This is a genomic window from Vibrio sp. ED002 (assembly GCF_023277445.1).
Classification (GTDB): Bacteria; Pseudomonadota; Gammaproteobacteria; order Enterobacterales; family Vibrionaceae; genus Vibrio; species Vibrio jasicida.
Genome location: NZ_CP080239.1, coordinates 2021617 through 2040175, shown reverse-complemented (window position 1 = coordinate 2040175; position 18559 = coordinate 2021617). Strand labels below are relative to the sequence as shown.

Genomic DNA, 18559 nt, shown 5'->3' with positions numbered 1-18559 from the left:
GATATTTAAAAAGAGATCGAACCAGACTCAATATTTACAAACAAAAAGACCCGAGATATAACCCGGGTCTTTCGATCGTTGATGCATGTTCTATTATCACATGGACTTAGCTATTCTGGCTCGCTTTCGCTTTACGCAACTGAGATAGGTACTTCACCCAACTCTCAGCTTGAGTTGAAGGCTCAATCTCATTTGCCCGTTTTGCGTTGGCAAGTGCGTCTTCAATGCGTTTCAGCTTGTAGTAGGCACGAGTCTTAACCAATGCCACATCCGCTTTGCGACCCGAGACTTTATCCAATGCAATCAGAGCATCTTTGTAATGCCCTTCTTGGACAAGCAACTGCGACAAGTTCCAATAGTATTGGCGATCCAGCTTCGCGGCTACGCGCCAGCTCGCTATCGACTTATCCCATTCTTTCGCCATTTGCCAGTACGTAGCTTGCTGCGCTTTAAGCTTACTGTCTGAGTTAACTTCATTTAACTCACCCAACACTTTTGCTGCACGCTCTGGAATACCGTGCTTGCCATACAGCTGAGCAAGAAGTTTGAGGTCATCTTGGTTCAACTCTACGCCTTTCAGCTTCGCAAGAGCCAAAGCATCAAGAGCACGCTTATCATCATCCACACGTAGATACAGAGCAACAAGCTGACGCCACCATTCCACACGCTCTGGCTCGATCGCAATCAAGCGTTTGATCGTGCCAATCGCAGGCTGCCACTTTTTCAGCTCAAGCTCTGCAGATAGCTTGATGGACAGTGGTGCCATCTCGTCTGGCTGGCCATATTTCTCATAACGAGCCATTGCAGAGAGAACTTTATTCCACTGACTTAACTGGTAATGAGACTGTGCAATACGCAGCCAAATCTCATGCGCCTTTTGGCTCTCAGGAACCGATTTACTCAAGTCGTAATACTGTGGCAAAGCTTTAGAGAACTGTTGTTCATTGAGCAACATATCAGCCAACATTTTGCGCGTTTGCCAAGCTTGCTCATCTTCCAGAAGACCACTGTTTACCGCAATCTCTAGCTGTTTAATTGCAGACTTAACTTGCTCATTCTGCCAGTAGAAAATACCCAGCATTCGCGCCACAAACGCTTGATCGTAACCACGAGATAAATCGAGGCCTTCAAGAGTTGAAATGGCTTCTTGCAGCTTTTCTTCTTGCGCTAGGTTATGAGCGCGTTGAACACGAGTCGCCGTGTATTGACTCAGTTCATTCGCGACGGTGGTAAAAGCGCTTAGGCTTAATACCGCACCGATTAAGAATTGCTTCATCATTTGGCTAACTTGAACTCCACTTTAGCGGTTTGTCCGAACTGCTCAATTGAGACACCATCTTCAACTTTCGGTTGATATTTCCATTTCTTAAGCGCTCGAATCGCTTCTTTTTCAAACATACGCTTTGGCTTGGCATCAATCACTTCAATATCTTTTGGACGACCCGTGGCATCTATCGTGAATCGCATGATGACGTAACCTTCCATTTTACGTTTCAGTGCTTTGCTCGGATAACGAGGATCAACGCGGTACAGAGGTAATGCTTGCTGGTTACCCATCGTGCCTTTTAAATTAGGAGCACTGATCGCAATGCCATCCAGCGCAGTGTTCAAACCCAATGCGCTGATTGGCGTCACTTGGCTCATCGGCTCTACTTGGGTTTCCGCTTGAGACAAATCCATCGGCTCTGGTGCTTTTGGTGGTTCTGGCTGTTCAGGAACAGAACGTTGACGACGTTGAACATCAGCATCATTTTCGACCATCACCATATCAAAGCGCACCGCCTCTGATGGTTCAGGTGCGCGTTGATTGCCTTTATCGACCATCCACGCCATAAAGCTAAACAAGCTCACCGCAATCAGAATTGACGCTGGTAGCGCGAGTAGTAGCCTGCCCATTAAGGTTTCTCCGCTGCCAACGCGATGTTCTTCACACCAGCACCTTTCGCTGCATCCATCACCTTCACAACAGTTCCGTTGTATGCATGTTCATCCGCTTGAATGACAAGTGATGCCTCTGGTTGCTCAAGTAACAAGTGCTCAATGGTCGCTTCTACGCGTTCGATATCCACCAAACGTTTATCGATGTACACATCGTTCGCCGCTGTTACCGCAATAAAAATGCCTGCGTCTTTTTGGCTAACCACGTTCGATGCTTGTGGTCGGTTAACTTCTACACCTGACTCACGTACAAATGAACTGGTCACAATGAAGAAGATCAGCATGATGAACACGATATCCAGCATCGATGTTAGATCGATTTGCGCTTCATCTTGTTGATTATTTCTACGTCCGAGTCTCACTTCTGACTCCTTAAAGATTGTTCTAACTGGAGGGCTTTACGCTCACACACTTTGCTCAAACGTGCATGGACAAACATGCCTGCAAGTGCCGCAACCATACCTGCCATGGTTGGCAGTGTTGCAAGTGAAATGCCTGAAGCCATCAATTTTGGATTGCTACTGCCTTGTGTAGCCATCACATCAAAAACCGTGATCATGCCAGTCACCGTACCTAGCAAACCTAACATCGGGCAAATCGCCACGAGTACTTTGATGGTTGATAGGTTTTGGCGCAGTTCAATGTGTGCTTTTGCAATCCATCCTTCGCGGATTTGATGCGCGTACCAAGAGTGGTGGTCAGGTCTTGCTAGCCACTGCTCACAAAGCTGTTTCTTCACCTTCGGAAACTCCGTTGTCAGGTAAAGTACACGCTCCATAACCAGTAGCCAGCACACCGCAACAACGGCCGCTAGCCACCATAGGATTTGGCCACCTTGCTGCATAAAGCTCATCAAGGTTGAGGCCCAATCCTCACTGATCAAACCCAATGTGTTGAGTAGGATCTGCTCCATTACGCTGCGTTCTCCGCTGTCGTGTTAGGGTTGTTTTTGCCTTTTGGCATATCGCGCTCAGCTTGTTCCGCAACAAGACCAATGCCTTGCTTTTCAAGAATATTGCGAATGTTCTCTGCTTGAGAGCTCAAGACGTTATGAGCAAGAAGCAATGGCATTGCCGCAACAAGACCAAGAACAGTTGTAACTAGCGCCATAGAGATACCACCTGCCATGACTTTTGGATCGCCATTACCAAACTGAGTGATCACTTGGAACGTTTCGATCATGCCTGTTACCGTACCTAATAGACCAAGCATCGGTGCTAGAGCAGCAAGCAGTTTCAGCATCGACAACCCCTTCTCAAGGTGAGTCTGCTCGTCAACTACCGCTTCTAATAAGCGAAGTTCTAATGCTTCAACGCTACGATGTTTGTCTTTTTGGTACACAGCAAGGATACGACCAAGCGGGTTGTCTTCTGGCTGAGTTGGGTTCTTTAACTGTTTGGCGATTTTTTGACGAGCAACCATCAATGACACACCACGAACCAACGCGATGATCAAACCAACCGCTAACAAGCCAAGAATGATCTGACCAACGACACCACCTGCATTCAGGCGATCCGCCATTGTCGGTGAATTTGCCAATTGCTCAAGCAAAATGCCGCGTGATGGGTCAATCACTAAAGAATCGATTTCACCCGAGTTCAACGAGCTTGCTGTTGGTCCATTTTCTGGTTGGCGGAGGTAGCTCACTGCATCGCCGCGTTGGCCATTCCACTTCACGTAACCAGCATCATCCAGTAGTGCCATTGAGCCAAGGCGAACGCCGTTGACCGTTTGTTCACGACCTTCACCATCAAGCAGAGTGAATGACACCTTCGCCATCTCACCACTTGCTTTAACTTGTTCTTCCATACTGCGCCACATCGCTTGAAGCTGAGGCAAAGTAGGCAGGGATTTCGCCGCAACGATATCATCGATGTTTTGTTGGAAAGTGTTCGCATCTACACCAGTGACTGAGTGCTTAAGTTCTGCTTCCAGCTCTTTTGCGTTTTGACGAACAACACCAAACAACTCACCCAAGCTACCTGTTTCTAAACGTAGTTTTTCTTCTAGTTGAGCCAGTTCTGATTCGTTTTCACTAAAAGTAACACCAAGCGTGTCAGCTTCTGCTTGTAGCGCCGCACGTTCTGCTACAAGCTTATTTTTCATTGCTTGTAGCTCTTGCTGAGTTTTGTTAAAACCAGACTCACGAGCCACGTTATGGGATTGCTGTTGGCGATTTTCTTGTTGTGCTTTTTGCAGCAGAGCGTCACTCGCAAACGTCGTATGCGGTAAAAGCGCAGCACTAGAAATCAACGCAACCGATAGCCATTTCTTCATCATTTATTTGCCCTCCGCTACGTTTAGAGACACTGGCAGAGTTAGCATGCTTGGTGCGATCTGTTTATTTGCCATGGCAAACGCTTTATCGAGTTCAGATTTTTGTTCTGAACCAACGGACTGCCATGCGTTCTGTTGTTGTGACCAGCTCCAGAACTGTTCACCAGATAGGCTACGTGCAACTAGCGACACGCGACCTAAGTAAAGAATATCAGCCTCAACTTGGTCGTTACCTTCCAATGCAATCTTGCCTTGGTAGATACCAATCTTAGTGCCGTAATCCATTTCGATTTGGTACGCTTCTAGAATACGACGGAACTTCTCAGCATCCGCGACATCTGCTCGAGTCATCATGGCATCAAGCTTAGCAATACGCTCCTCACGCTGCGCTTTGCGGATCGGCTTATCATTCGCAACGATAGTCTTTAGACCATCCAGCATGTGATACATAAGCGGGACCACACCTTGACGAGTTTGAGCGATTTGCTCAATTTGCTCATTCAAACTTGCCACTTCCTCGTTTTGGCTATCAACAAGGTTTGAAAGGTGGTCGCGATAAATCGTCAAGTTGCTGACTTCTTCATTCAACTGTTCAATTTCAGCTTCTAGTGACAAAGACTTCTCAGCACTTGCATCGATACGCTTCTGGCTTACCGAAGACGCTTGGTTAGTTTTACTCTGCACAGCTTGAGCATCGTTAAGATTTTCCGCTTGAACGGGAATCAAAACCGATGTGATCAACAGAGCGATACTTGATTTCATTAGATTCATACGAGTTATATTTTCTGTTTTCCAAAAACGACTAAAGGGGAAGACAACTCTTCCCCTTTAAAAATCAGTTTGTTATCAGTACTTGAACTGAATTGTCGCCATGTAGTTTCGGCCCTCGCCTATCACTACACCGCTAGCTCCTTCTTGTTTACTGTTGGTACTACCCCCACCTGCTAGGTAGTCAGTATCAAACAAGTTTTCTACATTGAATCGAGCCACAATATCTAAGTTCTCATCATACTTGTGAGTGTACGCAACGCCCATATCAATACGTGCATACCCATCTTTCTTAAATGTGTTCGCTGCGTCACCGTAGCGCTCACCTTCATAAATCAGACCTAGGTTCACATCTGTGTTGTTCTGAACTTTGTAGCTCGACCAAACACTTGCTGAAAACTCAGGAACGTCCGCTGGACGGTTGCCTTTGTAATCCGCACTTTCTGTGATTTCTGCGTCTAAGTACATTGCAGAAGCCGTTAGCGAAAGCTCTTCAGTAACAAAACCTTGAGCTAGGATTTCTGCACCGCGGTGTACTTGCTCACCATCTTGAGTCTTCTTGTACATAACGTCACCGCCAGCGTTAACGCCATTTTCAACATCAAGCGCAATGTTTTCTAGCGTGATATCGAACACAGCACCAGAGACCAATAGACGCTCGTCAAACAGCTCCCATTTAGTACCCATCTCATAAGAGATCCCGCGTTCTGCATCAAGCTCTTCACCATCGTTGGTGTAATCTGTGCCATTTACCGTACCTTGAGGCATAAAGCTTTCAGAGTACTGAACGTAAATAGAACCATTGCTTGCAGGGTGGAAAATCACACCTAGTTTTGGTGACACCTGACTTTCTGTCAGCTCATCGCTGCGTTTTTCATCGTAACGAACACCCGCAAGTACTTGCCAGTAATCGTTAATCGTCATCATGTTTTGTGCGTAGATACCCCAAGTATCATATTCGCTTGTTGGCCATCTCTTTGAGCTTGTTGGCTCTGGCTTCACAACCGTCTCACCAGCTGGTACATACTCGCCATCATGGAAAGCCATAAAACGGTCGTAGCTGTAATCCAAGTAGTTTGCACCGACTAAGAAAGTGTTATCTGTACCAAACAGAGAAAAGTCAGTCGTCACATCTACATAAGCAGTATCAAATACCCAGTGATCAGAACGCTCGTTACCCTTGTGCTTGATCGTACCGTTTTCTTCGTACATATCGAATTTAGGGTAAGACTCTACATCGAAACGTTTAAAGTCTTGACGGTTGTAACCCGCTTTAACATTCACGTTGTCTGTCACTTGAGCATTGATGTCGATACCATAGTTTTCAACATCGTTGTCAATCTCTGACCACTGTGCATCCCAGATGTACTTGTCACCACGAACGGCTTTGCCATCAACGATGTAAGCACCAGAATCAACGCCGCCGTCATCTTTCGTACGGTCATAGTGTGCTGAAACCATGACGTTTTCTGTGATGTCATATTCCACGACCAAACCACCTACTACGCGGTCAGTTTGTGGCTCTGTACCATCACCGTATTTACGCCATGAGCCGTAGCTTTCTTTTGCAAGAATCGCACGCGCACGTAATGTTTCAGCATCATTCAGCGCACCACTGACATCAAGTACAGTTCGTGAATGATCATTTGAGCCGATATCTTGGCTTAAGCTTGCTTGCGTTTCTGTTGTTGGCTTCTTAGAAACCATGTTCACAAGACCACCTGGTTCTGACTTACCGTAAAGTAGACCTGATGGACCTTTAAGAACTTCAACACGCTCTAAAAGCTCAATTGGTTGACGGTAGTGTGACCAATGCTGACGACCATCACGTAGGAAGCCGTCTGAACTGCTCAGTTCAAAACCACGTAGCGAGAAACGCTCACGGTTACGGCTTGTACCGCCCGCACTAACACTCGCGTCATTTTGTAGAACTTCACCTAACGTGCTTGCACGCTGCTCATCGATTACCGCTTCATCAATCACAGCAACTTGTCCTGGAGTTTCCAGTTGCGTCATTTCCATGCGCATTGCTGTTGTATTCGTATCCGCTTTGTAACCGAATTCGCGACCTTCTACGACTAGGTGCTCATCCGTATTTTGAACTTCTGCCACTGCAGGTGCCGCTAACACCGCACCGATCACTAATGCCAATTGGCTCTTAGAAAACATACCCATTCACTCCGATTATTGGGTAGCACATAACTGCTATGTGGTTCCCTCTTAGTTATTTCGCGAGTGAATATAAGTGATAACTATTACTATTTGCATTAAATTTACATTCTTTGCATTCGTATAGTTTTGTAAAGCGGTAAAGGGTCATACTCGCCAACAATCGAGATATAGATCACATTAAATCTGCACTTTTGACATGAATTTTACTGTCTAAAAAGTAATGTCACTACAAGCCCGCCTTCTGAACGATTGCTTGCAACGGCTTTCCCACCCATCATTCGCATGGATTCTTTTACAATGGCCAACCCCAGACCGTAACCACCTAACTTTTTGTCTCGGGAAGCATCTAATCGTGTGAACGGGTCAAAGATATCTGTCAGTTTATCTTGTGGAATGCCGGGTCCATTGTCGGCTATCGTCACGGCTAAGTAGCTGTGCTTGTCCGTTGTTTTGTTCGCCAGAGAAACATCAATCTGGGCTGACTTACCAGCATACTTAATGGCATTGCCAATCAAATTATTCAAACAACGCACGACGAGCGTATCATCACATTGCGCTTTTGTTCTTGTCGCCTCAGAAACAAACGTAAGGTTTTGCTGTATTTGCAAATCGATTTTGCAACGTTCTACTTGAGGCGCCAATAGTACTTCTAAATCGCTGCGTTTTAATTCCGTATCGTAGCGAGCATTCTCTAAACGGCTGAATTCCAGGATTTCACCAATAAGATGATTTAGCTCATTGGCCTCTTCTTCCATACGCGTCACTAGGGTTTGTTCATTTTCCCCTACTCGCTTGCGCAATAGATGTAACACTAAATTTTGGCGCGCTAATGGTGTACGTAACTCATGGGAAACATCACGAATCAAGCGACGCTGCTTTTCAGCAAGAGAATGAATCTCTTTTGTCATGTGGTCGAAGTCTTGCGCTAATTCGTTGAATTCGCGGGTGTTCGACTTAAGCTCATCCACCACACTGACGTTAAAGTCACCATTCGATAGCTTTTTACTGGCTTCTCTTAAGCGGTCCAATGGTTGTTGTAAATTCCGTGCCATTAACAAAGAGAACAGCGCCAAGATGACCGCCGCAATCACAACCTTTAATACAGAGAAATAAAGGATGAAATCATGAGCCGGGTGCAAACGATGAGGCAACTGAATCACTAGGCTGTTGTTTCCGACAAGAGGAATATTGAATATCGGACGACTTACTCGGCCTTCCAGTTGTTCGTCCAAACGTCGCTTAAATTTCAACTTGAATTCAAAGTGAGGGTGCATCAAACGGTGTGTAAGAGGGCGCTGATTTTCGTCGAGTACAAACAAGTAAAAGTGCTGTGCATTTGCCCAATCGGCCAGCTCGTCCATGTCACCTTCTTCGATCAACACGTTAGCTTGATGCGCTAAGTCCAACATTTCAGTCTTTACACTAGCAGGTACCTTTAGCATGGCTTTGACTAGGGCTTGTTCGGCAACCGCTTGAACAGCCAAGATGCTAATGACGATAGCCGTCATGTAACTAAAAAGCTGAAATGCGAGGCTGTCTCTTCGTTTCACAAAGTAGGATGGACACACAAATCGCATTAGCCAGTCACAGCCTCTAAGTAGCTATAACCCTTACCACGAAACGTTTTGATGTGCTGTTTGGATAAGCCCGCTTCAACTAACTTGCGACGAATATTACTGATATGCATATCGAGGTTACGGTCAAAAGGACTCAACTCTTTCTTTAGAACTTTGGTCTGCAGTTCCGCCTTAGAGATTACCACGCCTTGGTTTTTTACTAGGTAGCACAATAGTTCAGCCTCTGTACCAGTCAAAGGAAGGCTGTTGAGATGGTCACTCATGCTCTGTACAGTACAACACATAGCCTGTCGTTGACGCTCTAAGCCAACACGACGAAGAATCGCCTTAATACGCATAAGCAGTTCGGGGACGTTGAATGGCTTACCGATGTATTGGTCAGCGCCAGCTTGGTAGCCATCAAGCATCGAGTTCTCATCGTTTAATGCCGTCAACATCAGTATAGGGGTAGCGAATCGTTGGCAAATACGGCGAGCCACCTGCATACCACTGAGGTTAGGTAACATCACATCGAGTAAGACGAGGTCAACAGGCGTTTTTTCCATGTACTGTAACGCGCTTTCACCACAGTGAACTGACGAGACCGTATACCCTTCTTCTTGTAACACGGCTTCCAATAGTTCACACAACGGAACATCGTCATCTACGACCAAAATTCGTGACATCATCCACTACCAGTTAAATAAAAATGGTTCGCATTCTATTACTCATTTGCAGATTAAACAACTATAGTTTTTAGGGTTTTTGAACATAAAAAATACCAAAAAAGCCCTTATCAAAAAGGGCTAAACAAACCAATTAGTTATGTTCTCATCGCCGCTGTTTATAGATGAAGTACCTTTCTTTAATATGCATCGATAATTATTGGATACCACAAGAAACAAAACTCGCACTCTATTTTCCATAAAAAAGAGTACAATTCTGTGCAGTTTCTTATTGAGCATAGACGTATATGACAACGCTATTGATTGGCCACCGAGGTGTGGCAGGTAAGTTCCCCGAAAATACGAAAGTCAGCGTTCAAGCTGCGATCGATTTAGGGTTAAATTGGGTTGAAGTCGACGTACAACCGACCAAAGACAATGTACTGGTCGTTTGCCATGATCATACCGTGAACCGCTGTAGTAACGGTAAAGGTCGAGTTGACCAAATGACATTATCTGAGCTCAAAGCGTTAGATTTTGGTCGTTGGTTCGGCGATGAATTCGCCAATGAATCCATCATGACACTATCTGAGCTCCTAGAGCTTGCTGCAGAAAATGACCTAAATCTTAACATCGAGGTTAAAGTAGATCATCACTCTGCCAATGACGTTGCTCAAATGGCGGCTAAAACTCTTCTAGACGGTCCTTTACCAAAAGAACGCATCCTTTTATCAAGCTTCAGTCATGACGTAATTAGAGCACTGCACAAGCATTGTGAGGGTTATAGACTAGGTGTGCTAAGTGAATTCTTTAGTCGAAAAGACCGATTATTGCTCGAAGAAGTAGATGCCTACAGCTGTAACCTCAATATTAACTGGGTTCGCTCACGCCAAATCAATAAGCTACAAAAAGCAGGCTACAAGGTGATGTGTTACACAGTGAACAATCCCAAAAAACTAAAACATCTGCCAATGTTGGATGGCATCTTTAGTGACCATCCAAGTCGTTTTATGTAGTAGCTGAGATGTCGATATTAGGAACTTCATTACCATTCAATAGTAATTGGGGTTCCCATTTTGACTAGCTTGATAAATTCGTCCATTTCTTCGTTAGTAATGGCAATGCAACCGTTAGTCCAATCGAAGCTTTGAATAAATTGAGGTGATTGAGTCTCACCATTTTTAAGACCGTGAATTTTAATTGCCCCTCCAGGTGCAACACCGCGACGATGCGCTTCCAAACGATCAATCGCATCAGGGTAACTGATATGCACAGAACGGTAGAAAGCAGAATCGTTGATCACGTAATCTAACGTGTAATCACCTTCTGGAGTTCTATTGTCACCCTCTTCTTGCTTGTGCCCTTTTGGATTAGCACCCAATGCGATGCGATACTCTTTTACGACCTCGCCATTCTCCATCAGGTACATCCTACGCTTCGACTTATCAACTTTTACCAAATCGACCGCTGCGTGAGCACCGGACATAAACGTACAACACAAGATCAAAGACAACCATTTTACTGACATCGCCAGAACGCCTAACTCATCCACTTAAGGGGAACACAAAAAAGAGCAACCATGCTAGTCAGATGGTCACACTAAAGCAAACTTAATGTGTGCAAATTTAACTACTCATTACACTAAAATTGGCTTATTTTATAAGGAGATTACTTTACAAATTCAGCACAAATAGAGAGGGTATTATGCTCAACATTGCTTTTTTCAGTGCAAAATCCTATGACGAAGCCTCTTTCAACAAAATCAAAAACAACCGGGACTTCGAATTTCACTATCATGATTTTAGATTAACGTCTAAAACTGCAAAAATGGCACAGGGTTGCGAGGTTGTTTGCGCCTTCGTAAACGATGACCTGTCTGCTCCAGTTCTAAAACAACTTTCCATTGGCGGCACGAAACTGATCGCGATGCGTTGTGCAGGTTTCGACAAGGTTGATTTGGAAGCGGCGAAAGAACTTGGTTTACAAGTTGTCCGCGTTCCTGCCTATTCTCCAGAAGCCGTGGCAGAGCACACTGTCGGCATGATGATGTGTCTGAATCGACGCTTGCATAAAGCTTACCAGCGTACTCGTGACGCAAACTTCAACCTAGAAGGTTTAGTCGGCTTTAACTTTTATGGCAAGACTGTTGGTATCGTAGGGACAGGTAAGATAGGTATCGCCACCATGCGCATCTTTAAAGGGCTAGGGATGGAAGTCTTATGCTACGACCCATATGAAAACCCTCTTGCGTTGGAGATGGGCGCGCGTTACTGCTCTCTTGAAGAGATCTATGCTAACGCAGACGTCATTTCTCTGCACTGTCCAATGAATGAAGAAAACTACCACCTATTGAATGAAAAAGCCTTCGTTCAAATGAAAGACGGTGTCATGATCATCAATACCAGTCGTGGTGAGTTACTTGATTCTGTAGCTGCCATTGAAGCGCTTAAACAAGGCAAAATTGGCGCGCTCGGCTTAGATGTTTATGACAACGAAAAAGACCTGTTCTTCCAAGATAAATCGAACGATGTCATCGTAGATGACGTATTCCGCCGCTTATCAGCTTGCCACAATGTGCTATTTACTGGGCATCAGGCCTTCTTGACCCATGAGGCTCTAAACAACATCGCCTCTGTTACGCTAAATAACGTCGAAGCGTTCTTTTCAGAGCAGGCTTCAGGCAATGAATTGATCAAGTAAAGTGGGGATATCGAGCAGTATAGTAGAGCGTTGAATTTCAGCTATGCTATACTCCTCGACCATAAAAAATTTGAGTCTAATTACCATGAGCATTAAAACTGACATTCAAAAGCTGCACAACCGTTTAGATACTTGCCAACGTAAACTTGATGCGGCGCGTTCTCGTGGTGATCACGAAATGATTACTAAATTCACGAATGAAGTTGAAGATCTAACAAAGAAACTCAACCAACTTAAGCACAAGCAAACATACGAGCTAAACAAAGAGCGTAAGAGCCTGCTTGATATGCCATTCTCTCGTGAAATCACTAAAGCAGAACAAGCAGATATCGGCAAGCTTAAGAAGCGTGTGAAAGGTCTAGTTATCGTTCATCCACTGACTAAAGTTGGTAAAGAACTTCGCCTAGATGCAATGACAGGCTTCGCACCAAAAGAGTTTTAATTAACTCTATCTAAGCCGCTAAATATAAAAAGCCCAAGCAGAACGCTTGGGCTTTTTTGTATCTCAAATTCAACAAGTTAAGCATAGGATTATCGCCATTGTAGAAACTGGGTGACAGCGCAACCTGCTCAGTTTTCAAACTAATAAAAGATAGAACCTTAGACCACTTTCGAATGCTAAAAACGACGAAAGCCCGCTGATTTTTCAGCGGGCTTTCTATGTGGTGGCCTAGTTCTGGAATGCCTAGCCTAGGGTTGTGACTAACTGGAACTTAATGCAAATCCCGTCTAATTCTCAAACGTCAGAAATGAAAAAAGCCTCGCTATTTCTAGCGAGGCTTCTCAATAGTGGCGGAGAGATAGGGATTTGAACCCTAGGTACGCTATTAACGTACGCCGGTTTTCAAGACCGGTGCTTTCAACCACTCAGCCATCTCTCCACAAATTGTTACTAAAACTTAGTCTTACTTAAATAATGCTAAATCTCAGTTTTGCCTTTAGATTTTTTAAAATCTAAAAACAGTAAGCAAGCCTGGCGATGTCCTACTCTCACATGGGGAAACCCCACACTACCATCGGCGCTAATTCGTTTCACTTCTGAGTTCGGAATGGAAGTCAGGTGGGTCCAAATCGCTATGGTCGCCAAGCAAATTCTTTAATTCGGAAAACTGATTTTAAGTTCTACTACACATTCAATCGTTCTTGCATTGAGTCCATCAAAACCCCTTGGGTGTTGTATGGTTAAGCCTCACGGGCAATTAGTACAGGTTAGCTCAACGCCTCACAACGCTTACACACCCTGCCTATCAACGTTCTAGTCTCGAACAACCCTTTAGGATACTTAAAGTATCAGGGAAGACTCATCTCAGGGCTCGCTTCCCGCTTAGATGCTTTCAGCGGTTATCGATTCCGAACTTAGCTACCGGGCAATGCGTCTGGCGACACAACCCGAACACCAGAGGTTCGTCCACTCCGGTCCTCTCGTACTAGGAGCAGCCCCTTCAATCTTCCAACGCCCACGGCAGATAGGAATAGAACTGTCTCACGACGTTCTAAACCCAGCTCGCGTACCACTTTAAATGGCGAACAGCCATACCCTTGGGATCGACTTCAGCCCCAGGATGTGATGAGCCGACATCGAGGTGCCAAACACCGCCGTCGATATGAACTCTTGGGCGGTATCAGCCTGTTATCCCCGGAGTACCTTTTATCCGTTGAGCGATGGCCTTCCATACAGAACCACCGGATCACTATGACCTGCTTTCGCACCTGCTCGAATTGTCATTCTCGCAGTCAAGCGGGCTTATGCCATTGCACTAACCTCACGATGTCCAACCGTGATTAGCCCACCTTCGTGCTCCTCCGTTACTCTTTGGGAGGAGACCGCCCCAGTCAAACTACCCACCAGGCACTGTCCGCAACCCCGATAAGGGGTCGACGTTAGAACATCAACACTACAAGGGTGGTATTTCAAGGACGGCTCCACGCAATCTAGCGACTGCGCTTCAAAGCCTCCCACCTATCCTACACATGTAGGGTCAATGTTCAGTGCCAAGCTGTAGTAAAGGTTCACGGGGTCTTTCCGTCTAGCCGCGGGTACACTGCATCTTCACAGCGATTTCAATTTCACTGAGTCTCGGGTGGAGACAGCGTGGCCATCATTACGCCATTCGTGCAGGTCGGAACTTACCCGACAAGGAATTTCGCTACCTTAGGATAGATTATAGTTACGGCCGCCGTTTACCGGGGCTTCGATCAAGAGCTTCGACCGAAGTCTAACCCCATCAATTAACCTTCCGGCACCGGGCAGGCGTCACACCGTATACGTCATCTTACGATTTTGCACAGTGCTGTGTTTTTAATAAACAGTTGCAGCCACCTGGTATCTGCGACTCTCGTCAGCTCCATCCGCAAGGGACTTCACCATCAAGAGCGTACCTTCTCCCGAAGTTACGGTACCATTTTGCCTAGTTCCTTCACCCGAGTTCTCTCAAGCGCCTTGGTATTCTCTACCCGACCACCTGTGTCGGTTTGGGGTACGATTCCTTACAATCTGAAGCTTAGAGGCTTTTCCTGGAAGCATGGCATCAATGACTTCACTACCGTAGTAGCTCGACGTCGTGTCTCAGCCTTAAGAAGAGCCGGATTTACCTAACTCTTCAGCCTACGCACTTGAACCTGGACAACCGTCGCCAGGCTACCTAGCCTTCTCCGTCCCCCATCGCAATTGTAAGAAGTACGGGAATATTAACCCGTTTCCCATCGACTACGCCTTTCGGCCTCGCCTTAGGGGTCGACTTACCCTGCCCCGATTAACGTTGGACAGGAACCCTTGGTCTTCCGGCGAGGAGGTTTTTCACCCCTTTATCGTTACTCATGTCAGCATTCGCACTTCTGATACCTCCAGCATGCTTTACAACACACCTTCAACGGCTTACAGAACGCTCCCCTACCCAATGAAGTAAAACTTCATTGCCGCAGCTTCGGTTTATTACTTAGCCCCGTTACATCTTCCGCGCAGGCCGACTCGACCAGTGAGCTATTACGCTTTCTTTAAATGATGGCTGCTTCTAAGCCAACATCCTGGCTGTCTGAGCCTTCCCACATCGTTTCCCACTTAGTAATAATTTGGGATATTAGCTGGCGGTCTGGGTTGTTTCCCTCTCCACGACGGACGTTAGCACCCGCCGTGTGTCTCCCGGATAGTACTTACTGGTATTCGGAGTTTGCAAAGGGTTGGTAAGTCGGGATGACCCCCTAGCCTTAACAGTGCTCTACCCCCAGTAGTATTCGTCCGAGGCGCTACCTAAATAGCTTTCGGGGAGAACCAGCTATCTCCAGGTTTGATTGGCCTTTCACCCCTAGCCACAAGTCATCCGCTAATTTTTCAACATTAGTCGGTTCGGTCCTCCAATTGATGTTACTCAATCTTCAACCTGCCCATGGCTAGATCACCTGGTTTCGGGTCTATATCCAGCGACTAAGTCGCGCAGTTAACACTCGCTTTCGCTACGGCTCCCCTAGATGGTTAACCTTGCCACTGAATATAAGTCGCTGACCCATTATACAAAAGGTACGCAGTCACACCACGAAGGTGCTCCTACTGCTTGTACGTACACGGTTTCAGGTTCTATTTCACTCCCCTCACAGGGGTTCTTTTCGCCTTTCCCTCACGGTACTGGTTCACTATCGGTCAGTCAGTAGTATTTAGCCTTGGAGGATGGTCCCCCCATATTCAGACAGGATATCACGTGTCCCGCCCTACTCGATTTCACTGAATGTGCGTTGTCAACTACGGGGCTATCACCCTTTATTGCCGGACTTTCCAGACCGTTCGTCTAACGCATATAAAGCTTAGGGGCTAGTCCAATTTCGCTCGCCGCTACTTTCGGAATCTCGGTTGATTTCTTTTCCTCGGGGTACTTAGATGTTTCAGTTCCCCCGGTTCGCCTCGCTGCGCTATGTATTCACGCAGCGATACTAGCTTATGCTAGTGGGTTTCCCCATTCGGAAATCCCAGACTCAAGTGGTTTTTACTACCTAATCTGGGCTTATCGCAAGTTAATACGTCCTTCATCGCCTCTGACTGCCAAGGCATCCACCGTGTACGCTTAGTCACTTAACCATACAACCCGAAGGAGTTTCGAGTTGATAATCAAATCACCAAAGTTGTCTCTCATTATTTGAATGAGCGAGAGACATTTCGATTTTGCCGGACTCAATTTCGAATAATCACTTTAAAAGTGATATTCCCAAGAACACTTGAATGTGTTTTTGGTGTTTGTCTTAAAGACAAACATTGAGAACTTACAAACAATCTTAAAGATTGTTTTGTCAGCTTTCCAAATTGTTAAAGAGCAAATCACTTCCTAAGAAGTTCATTTTCTAAAGACTTTCAGAGTCGAAGATTCTAACCACATACGTCTTACTGAAGTGGTTTGGAATTCCTATCCAAAAATACTTAGAGAATGGTGGGCGATACCGGGCTCGAACCAGTGACCCCCTGCTTGTAAGGCAGGTGCTCTCCCAACTGAGCTAATCGCCCACATTATTTTTTCATTCTCGTGGAGAGAATGGTGGGTCGTGCAGGATTCGAACCTGCGACCAATTGATTAAAAGTCAACTGCTCTACCAACTGAGCTAACGACCCAATGGTATCCCGTAGGGGAGTCGAACCCCTGTTACCGCCGTGAAAGGGCGGTGTCCTAGGCCTCTAGACGAACGGGACACTGGATTGAAGATATTGGGATATCTTCGTCTCTTTACTTATAAACCGTATCAATCTGTGTGGACACTCATCGTGAGTAATCATCGTATAAGGAGGTGATCCAGCGCCAGGTTCCCCTAGCGCTACCTTGTTACGACTTCACCCCAGTCATGAACCACAAAGTGGTAAGCGTCCTCCCGAAGGTTAAACTACCTACTTCTTTTGCAGCCCACTCCCATGGTGTGACGGGCGGTGTGTACAAGGCTGGGAACGTATTCACCGTGGCATTCTGATCCACGATTACTAGCGATTCCGACTTCATGGAGTCGAGTTGCAGACTCAATCCGGACTACGACGCACTTTTTGGGATTCGCTCACTATCGCTAGCTTGCTGCCCTCTGTATGCGCCATTGTAGCACGTGTGTAGCCCTACTCGTAAGAGCTATGATGACTTGACGTCGTCCCCACCTTCCTCCGGTTTATCACCGGCAGTCTCCCTGGAGTTCCCGACATTACTCGCTGGCAAACAAGGATAAGGGTTGCGCTCGTTGCGGGACTTAACCCAACATTTCACAACACGAGCTGACGACAGCCATGCAGCACCTGTCTCAGAGTTCCCGAAGGCACCAATCCATCTCTGGAAAGTTCTCTGGATGTCAAGAGTAGGTAAGGTTCTTCGCGTTGCATCGAATTAAACCACATGCTCCACCGCTTGTGCAGTCCCGTCAATTCATTTGAGTTTTAATCTTGCGACCGTACTCCCCAGGCGGTCTACTTAACGCGTTAGCTCCGAAAGCCACGGCTCAAGGCCACAACCTCCAAGTAGACATCGTTTACGGCGTGGACTACCAGGGTATCTAATCCTGTTTGCTCCCCACGCTTTCGCATCTGAGTGTCAGTATCTGTCCAGAGTCGCCTTCGCCACCGGTATTCCTTCAGATCTCTACGCATTTCACCGCTACACCTGAAATTCTACCCCCTCTACAGTACTCTAGTCTGCCAGTTTCAAATGCTATTCCGAGGTTGAGCCCCGGGCTTTCACATCTGACTTAACAAACCACCTGCATGCGCTTTACGCCCAGTAATTCCGATTAACGCTCGCACCCTCCGTATTACCGCGGCTGCTGGCACGGAGTTAGCCGGTGCTTCTTCTGTCGCTAACGTCAAGTAATGCAGCTATTAACTACACCACCTTCCTCACGACTGAAAGTGCTTTACAACCCGAAGGCCTTCTTCACACACGCGGCATGGCTGCATCAGGCTTGCGCCCATTGTGCAATATTCCCCACTGCTGCCTCCCGTAGGAGTCTGGATCGTGTCTCAGTTCCAGTGTGGCTGATCATCCTCTCAGACCAGCTAGGGATCGTCGCCTTGGTGAGCCATTACCTCACCAACTAGCTAATCCCACCTAGGCATATCCTGACGCGAGAGGCCCGAAGGTCCCCCTCTTTGGCCCGTAGGCATCATGCGGTATTAGCCATCGTTTCCAATGGTTATCCCCCACATCAGGGCAATTTCCTAGGCATTACTCACCCGTCCGCCGCTCGACGCCCTTAACGTCCCCCGAAGGTTCAGTTAAGTCGTTTCCGCTCGACTTGCATGTGTTAGGCCTGCCGCCAGCGTTCAATCTGAGCCATGATCAAACTCTTCAATTTAAAGTTTTTGATTCCCTAAATAAATAGGGAGAGGCTCAACGAATACTGACTTCAAAACTCATCCTTACTCGAAAGTAAGAAGTAATTTTAAAGCTATTATCATTCCAACAGAATGATAATGAATTGACTGTGCCAAGTCCGAAGACTTGATTGGTCACTCAGTTCATTGAAACCTAATTT

13 protein-coding genes, 4 tRNA genes and 3 rRNA genes are annotated in these 18559 nt (G+C 46.2%); 3 read left to right on the top strand and 17 right to left on the bottom strand.

Annotation, left to right across the window (positions count from 1 at the left end; translation table 11 throughout):
* Nucleotides 1-106: 106 nt before the first annotated feature.
* From ITG12_RS25810 to ITG12_RS25770, 9 genes are all read right to left on the bottom strand, one after another.
* Nucleotides 107-1279, bottom strand: coding sequence for a hypothetical protein (locus ITG12_RS25810; RefSeq protein ID WP_248874495.1), 1173 nt, complete (start codon nucleotides 1277-1279; stop codon nucleotides 107-109).
* Nucleotides 1276-1896, bottom strand: coding sequence for an energy transducer TonB (locus tag ITG12_RS25805; protein ID WP_039976087.1), 621 nt, complete (start codon nucleotides 1894-1896; stop codon nucleotides 1276-1278). Before ITG12_RS25805 ends, ITG12_RS25810 begins: the two co-directional genes overlap by 4 nt.
* Nucleotides 1896-2300: a biopolymer transporter ExbD gene (locus ITG12_RS25800; RefSeq protein WP_005438299.1), complete on the bottom strand. Its 405-nt coding sequence runs from the start codon at nucleotides 2298-2300 to the stop codon at nucleotides 1896-1898. Before ITG12_RS25800 ends, ITG12_RS25805 begins: the two co-directional genes overlap by 1 nt.
* A complete protein-coding gene (locus tag ITG12_RS25795; RefSeq protein WP_009705136.1) occupies nucleotides 2297-2851 on the bottom strand; it encodes a MotA/TolQ/ExbB proton channel family protein in 555 nt (184 codons plus the stop codon). The genes ITG12_RS25800 and ITG12_RS25795 overlap by 4 nt, the downstream gene beginning before the upstream one ends.
* A complete protein-coding gene (locus ITG12_RS25790) occupies nucleotides 2851-4218 on the bottom strand; it encodes a MotA/TolQ/ExbB proton channel family protein (RefSeq protein WP_248874492.1) in 1368 nt (455 codons plus the stop codon). Before ITG12_RS25790 ends, ITG12_RS25795 begins: the two co-directional genes overlap by 1 nt.
* Nucleotides 4219-4986: a DUF3450 domain-containing protein gene (locus tag ITG12_RS25785; RefSeq protein ID WP_045422763.1), complete on the bottom strand. Its 768-nt coding sequence runs from the start codon at nucleotides 4984-4986 to the stop codon at nucleotides 4219-4221.
* 75 nt (nucleotides 4987-5061) lie between these two features.
* Entirely contained in the window at nucleotides 5062-7152 is a 2091-nt protein-coding gene (locus tag ITG12_RS25780) for a TonB-dependent siderophore receptor (RefSeq protein ID WP_042606140.1), read from the bottom strand.
* Nucleotides 7153-7358: 206 nt separating this feature from the next.
* Nucleotides 7359-8732: a sensor histidine kinase gene (locus ITG12_RS25775; RefSeq protein WP_038868506.1), complete on the bottom strand. Its 1374-nt coding sequence runs from the start codon at nucleotides 8730-8732 to the stop codon at nucleotides 7359-7361.
* The gene (locus ITG12_RS25770) at nucleotides 8732-9397 is read right to left on the bottom strand and encodes a response regulator transcription factor (RefSeq protein ID WP_038868505.1); all 666 of its coding nucleotides are present in this window, start codon (nucleotides 9395-9397) and stop codon (nucleotides 8732-8734) included. Before ITG12_RS25770 ends, ITG12_RS25775 begins: the two co-directional genes overlap by 1 nt.
* Before the next feature lie 287 nt (nucleotides 9398-9684).
* On the opposite strand from ITG12_RS25770, the gene ITG12_RS25765 reads away from it, so the two are divergent.
* The gene (locus ITG12_RS25765; protein ID WP_038882195.1) at nucleotides 9685-10392 is read left to right on the top strand and encodes a glycerophosphodiester phosphodiesterase family protein; all 708 of its coding nucleotides are present in this window, start codon (nucleotides 9685-9687) and stop codon (nucleotides 10390-10392) included.
* 29 nt (nucleotides 10393-10421) lie between these two features.
* Here the strand turns inward: ITG12_RS25765 and ITG12_RS25760 are convergent, their stop codons facing one another.
* Nucleotides 10422-10904: a L,D-transpeptidase family protein gene (locus ITG12_RS25760; protein ID WP_038868568.1), complete on the bottom strand. Its 483-nt coding sequence runs from the start codon at nucleotides 10902-10904 to the stop codon at nucleotides 10422-10424.
* Nucleotides 10905-11080: 176 nt separating this feature from the next.
* On the opposite strand from ITG12_RS25760, the gene ITG12_RS25755 reads away from it, so the two are divergent.
* The gene (locus ITG12_RS25755) at nucleotides 11081-12076 is read left to right on the top strand and encodes a 2-hydroxyacid dehydrogenase (RefSeq protein WP_248874490.1); all 996 of its coding nucleotides are present in this window, start codon (nucleotides 11081-11083) and stop codon (nucleotides 12074-12076) included.
* Between the two features lie 85 nt (nucleotides 12077-12161).
* Complete coding sequence (locus ITG12_RS25750) at nucleotides 12162-12518, top strand: YibL family ribosome-associated protein (RefSeq protein ID WP_039976094.1); 357 nt, start codon at nucleotides 12162-12164, stop codon at nucleotides 12516-12518.
* Between the two features lie 348 nt (nucleotides 12519-12866).
* Here ITG12_RS25750 and ITG12_RS25745 read toward each other — a convergent pair.
* The 7 genes from ITG12_RS25745 to ITG12_RS25715 all read right to left on the bottom strand — a co-directional run bounded on the left by ITG12_RS25745 (nucleotide 12867) and on the right by ITG12_RS25715 (nucleotide 18379).
* Nucleotides 12867-12957: transfer RNA gene (locus ITG12_RS25745), tRNA-Ser, on the bottom strand.
* Between the two features lie 90 nt (nucleotides 12958-13047).
* Nucleotides 13048-13164 (bottom strand): 5S ribosomal RNA (gene rrf, locus ITG12_RS25740).
* Nucleotides 13165-13254: 90 nt separating this feature from the next.
* A 23S ribosomal RNA gene (locus tag ITG12_RS25735) occupies nucleotides 13255-16142 on the bottom strand.
* 344 nt (nucleotides 16143-16486) lie between these two features.
* Nucleotides 16487-16562, bottom strand: a tRNA-Val gene (locus ITG12_RS25730).
* Between the two features lie 29 nt (nucleotides 16563-16591).
* Nucleotides 16592-16667: transfer RNA gene (locus ITG12_RS25725), tRNA-Lys, on the bottom strand.
* 2 nt (nucleotides 16668-16669) lie between these two features.
* Nucleotides 16670-16745, bottom strand: a tRNA-Glu gene (locus ITG12_RS25720).
* Between the two features lie 88 nt (nucleotides 16746-16833).
* A 16S ribosomal RNA gene (locus tag ITG12_RS25715) occupies nucleotides 16834-18379 on the bottom strand.
* Together the 16S, 23S and 5S rRNA genes with 4 tRNA genes alongside form the textbook arrangement of a ribosomal RNA operon.
* Nucleotides 18380-18559 lie beyond the last annotated feature (180 nt).

Excerpts from the sequence above, each read along its gene's own strand:
- ITG12_RS25795 (WP_009705136.1), bottom strand. The coding sequence starts at position 2,851 with ATGGAGCAGATCCTACTCAACACATTGGGTTTGATCAGTGAGGATTGG.
- ITG12_RS25760 (WP_038868568.1), bottom strand. The coding sequence starts at position 10,904 with ATGTCAGTAAAATGGTTGTCTTTGATCTTGTGTTGTACGTTTATGTCC.
- ITG12_RS25805 (WP_039976087.1), bottom strand. The coding sequence starts at position 1,896 with ATGGGCAGGCTACTACTCGCGCTACCAGCGTCAATTCTGATTGCGGTG.
- ITG12_RS25790 (WP_248874492.1), bottom strand. The coding sequence starts at position 4,218 with ATGATGAAGAAATGGCTATCGGTTGCGTTGATTTCTAGTGCTGCGCTT.
- ITG12_RS25775 (WP_038868506.1), bottom strand. The coding sequence starts at position 8,732 with ATGCGATTTGTGTGTCCATCCTACTTTGTGAAACGAAGAGACAGCCTC.
- ITG12_RS25785 (WP_045422763.1), bottom strand. The coding sequence starts at position 4,986 with ATGAATCTAATGAAATCAAGTATCGCTCTGTTGATCACATCGGTTTTG.
- ITG12_RS25780 (WP_042606140.1), bottom strand. The coding sequence starts at position 7,152 with ATGTTTTCTAAGAGCCAATTGGCATTAGTGATCGGTGCGGTGTTAGCG.
- ITG12_RS25810 (WP_248874495.1), bottom strand. The coding sequence starts at position 1,279 with ATGATGAAGCAATTCTTAATCGGTGCGGTATTAAGCCTAAGCGCTTTT.
- ITG12_RS25765 (WP_038882195.1), top strand. The coding sequence starts at position 9,685 with ATGACAACGCTATTGATTGGCCACCGAGGTGTGGCAGGTAAGTTCCCC.
- ITG12_RS25770 (WP_038868505.1), bottom strand. The coding sequence starts at position 9,397 with ATGTCACGAATTTTGGTCGTAGATGACGATGTTCCGTTGTGTGAACTA.
- ITG12_RS25750 (WP_039976094.1), top strand. The coding sequence starts at position 12,162 with ATGAGCATTAAAACTGACATTCAAAAGCTGCACAACCGTTTAGATACT.
- ITG12_RS25755 (WP_248874490.1), top strand. The coding sequence starts at position 11,081 with ATGCTCAACATTGCTTTTTTCAGTGCAAAATCCTATGACGAAGCCTCT.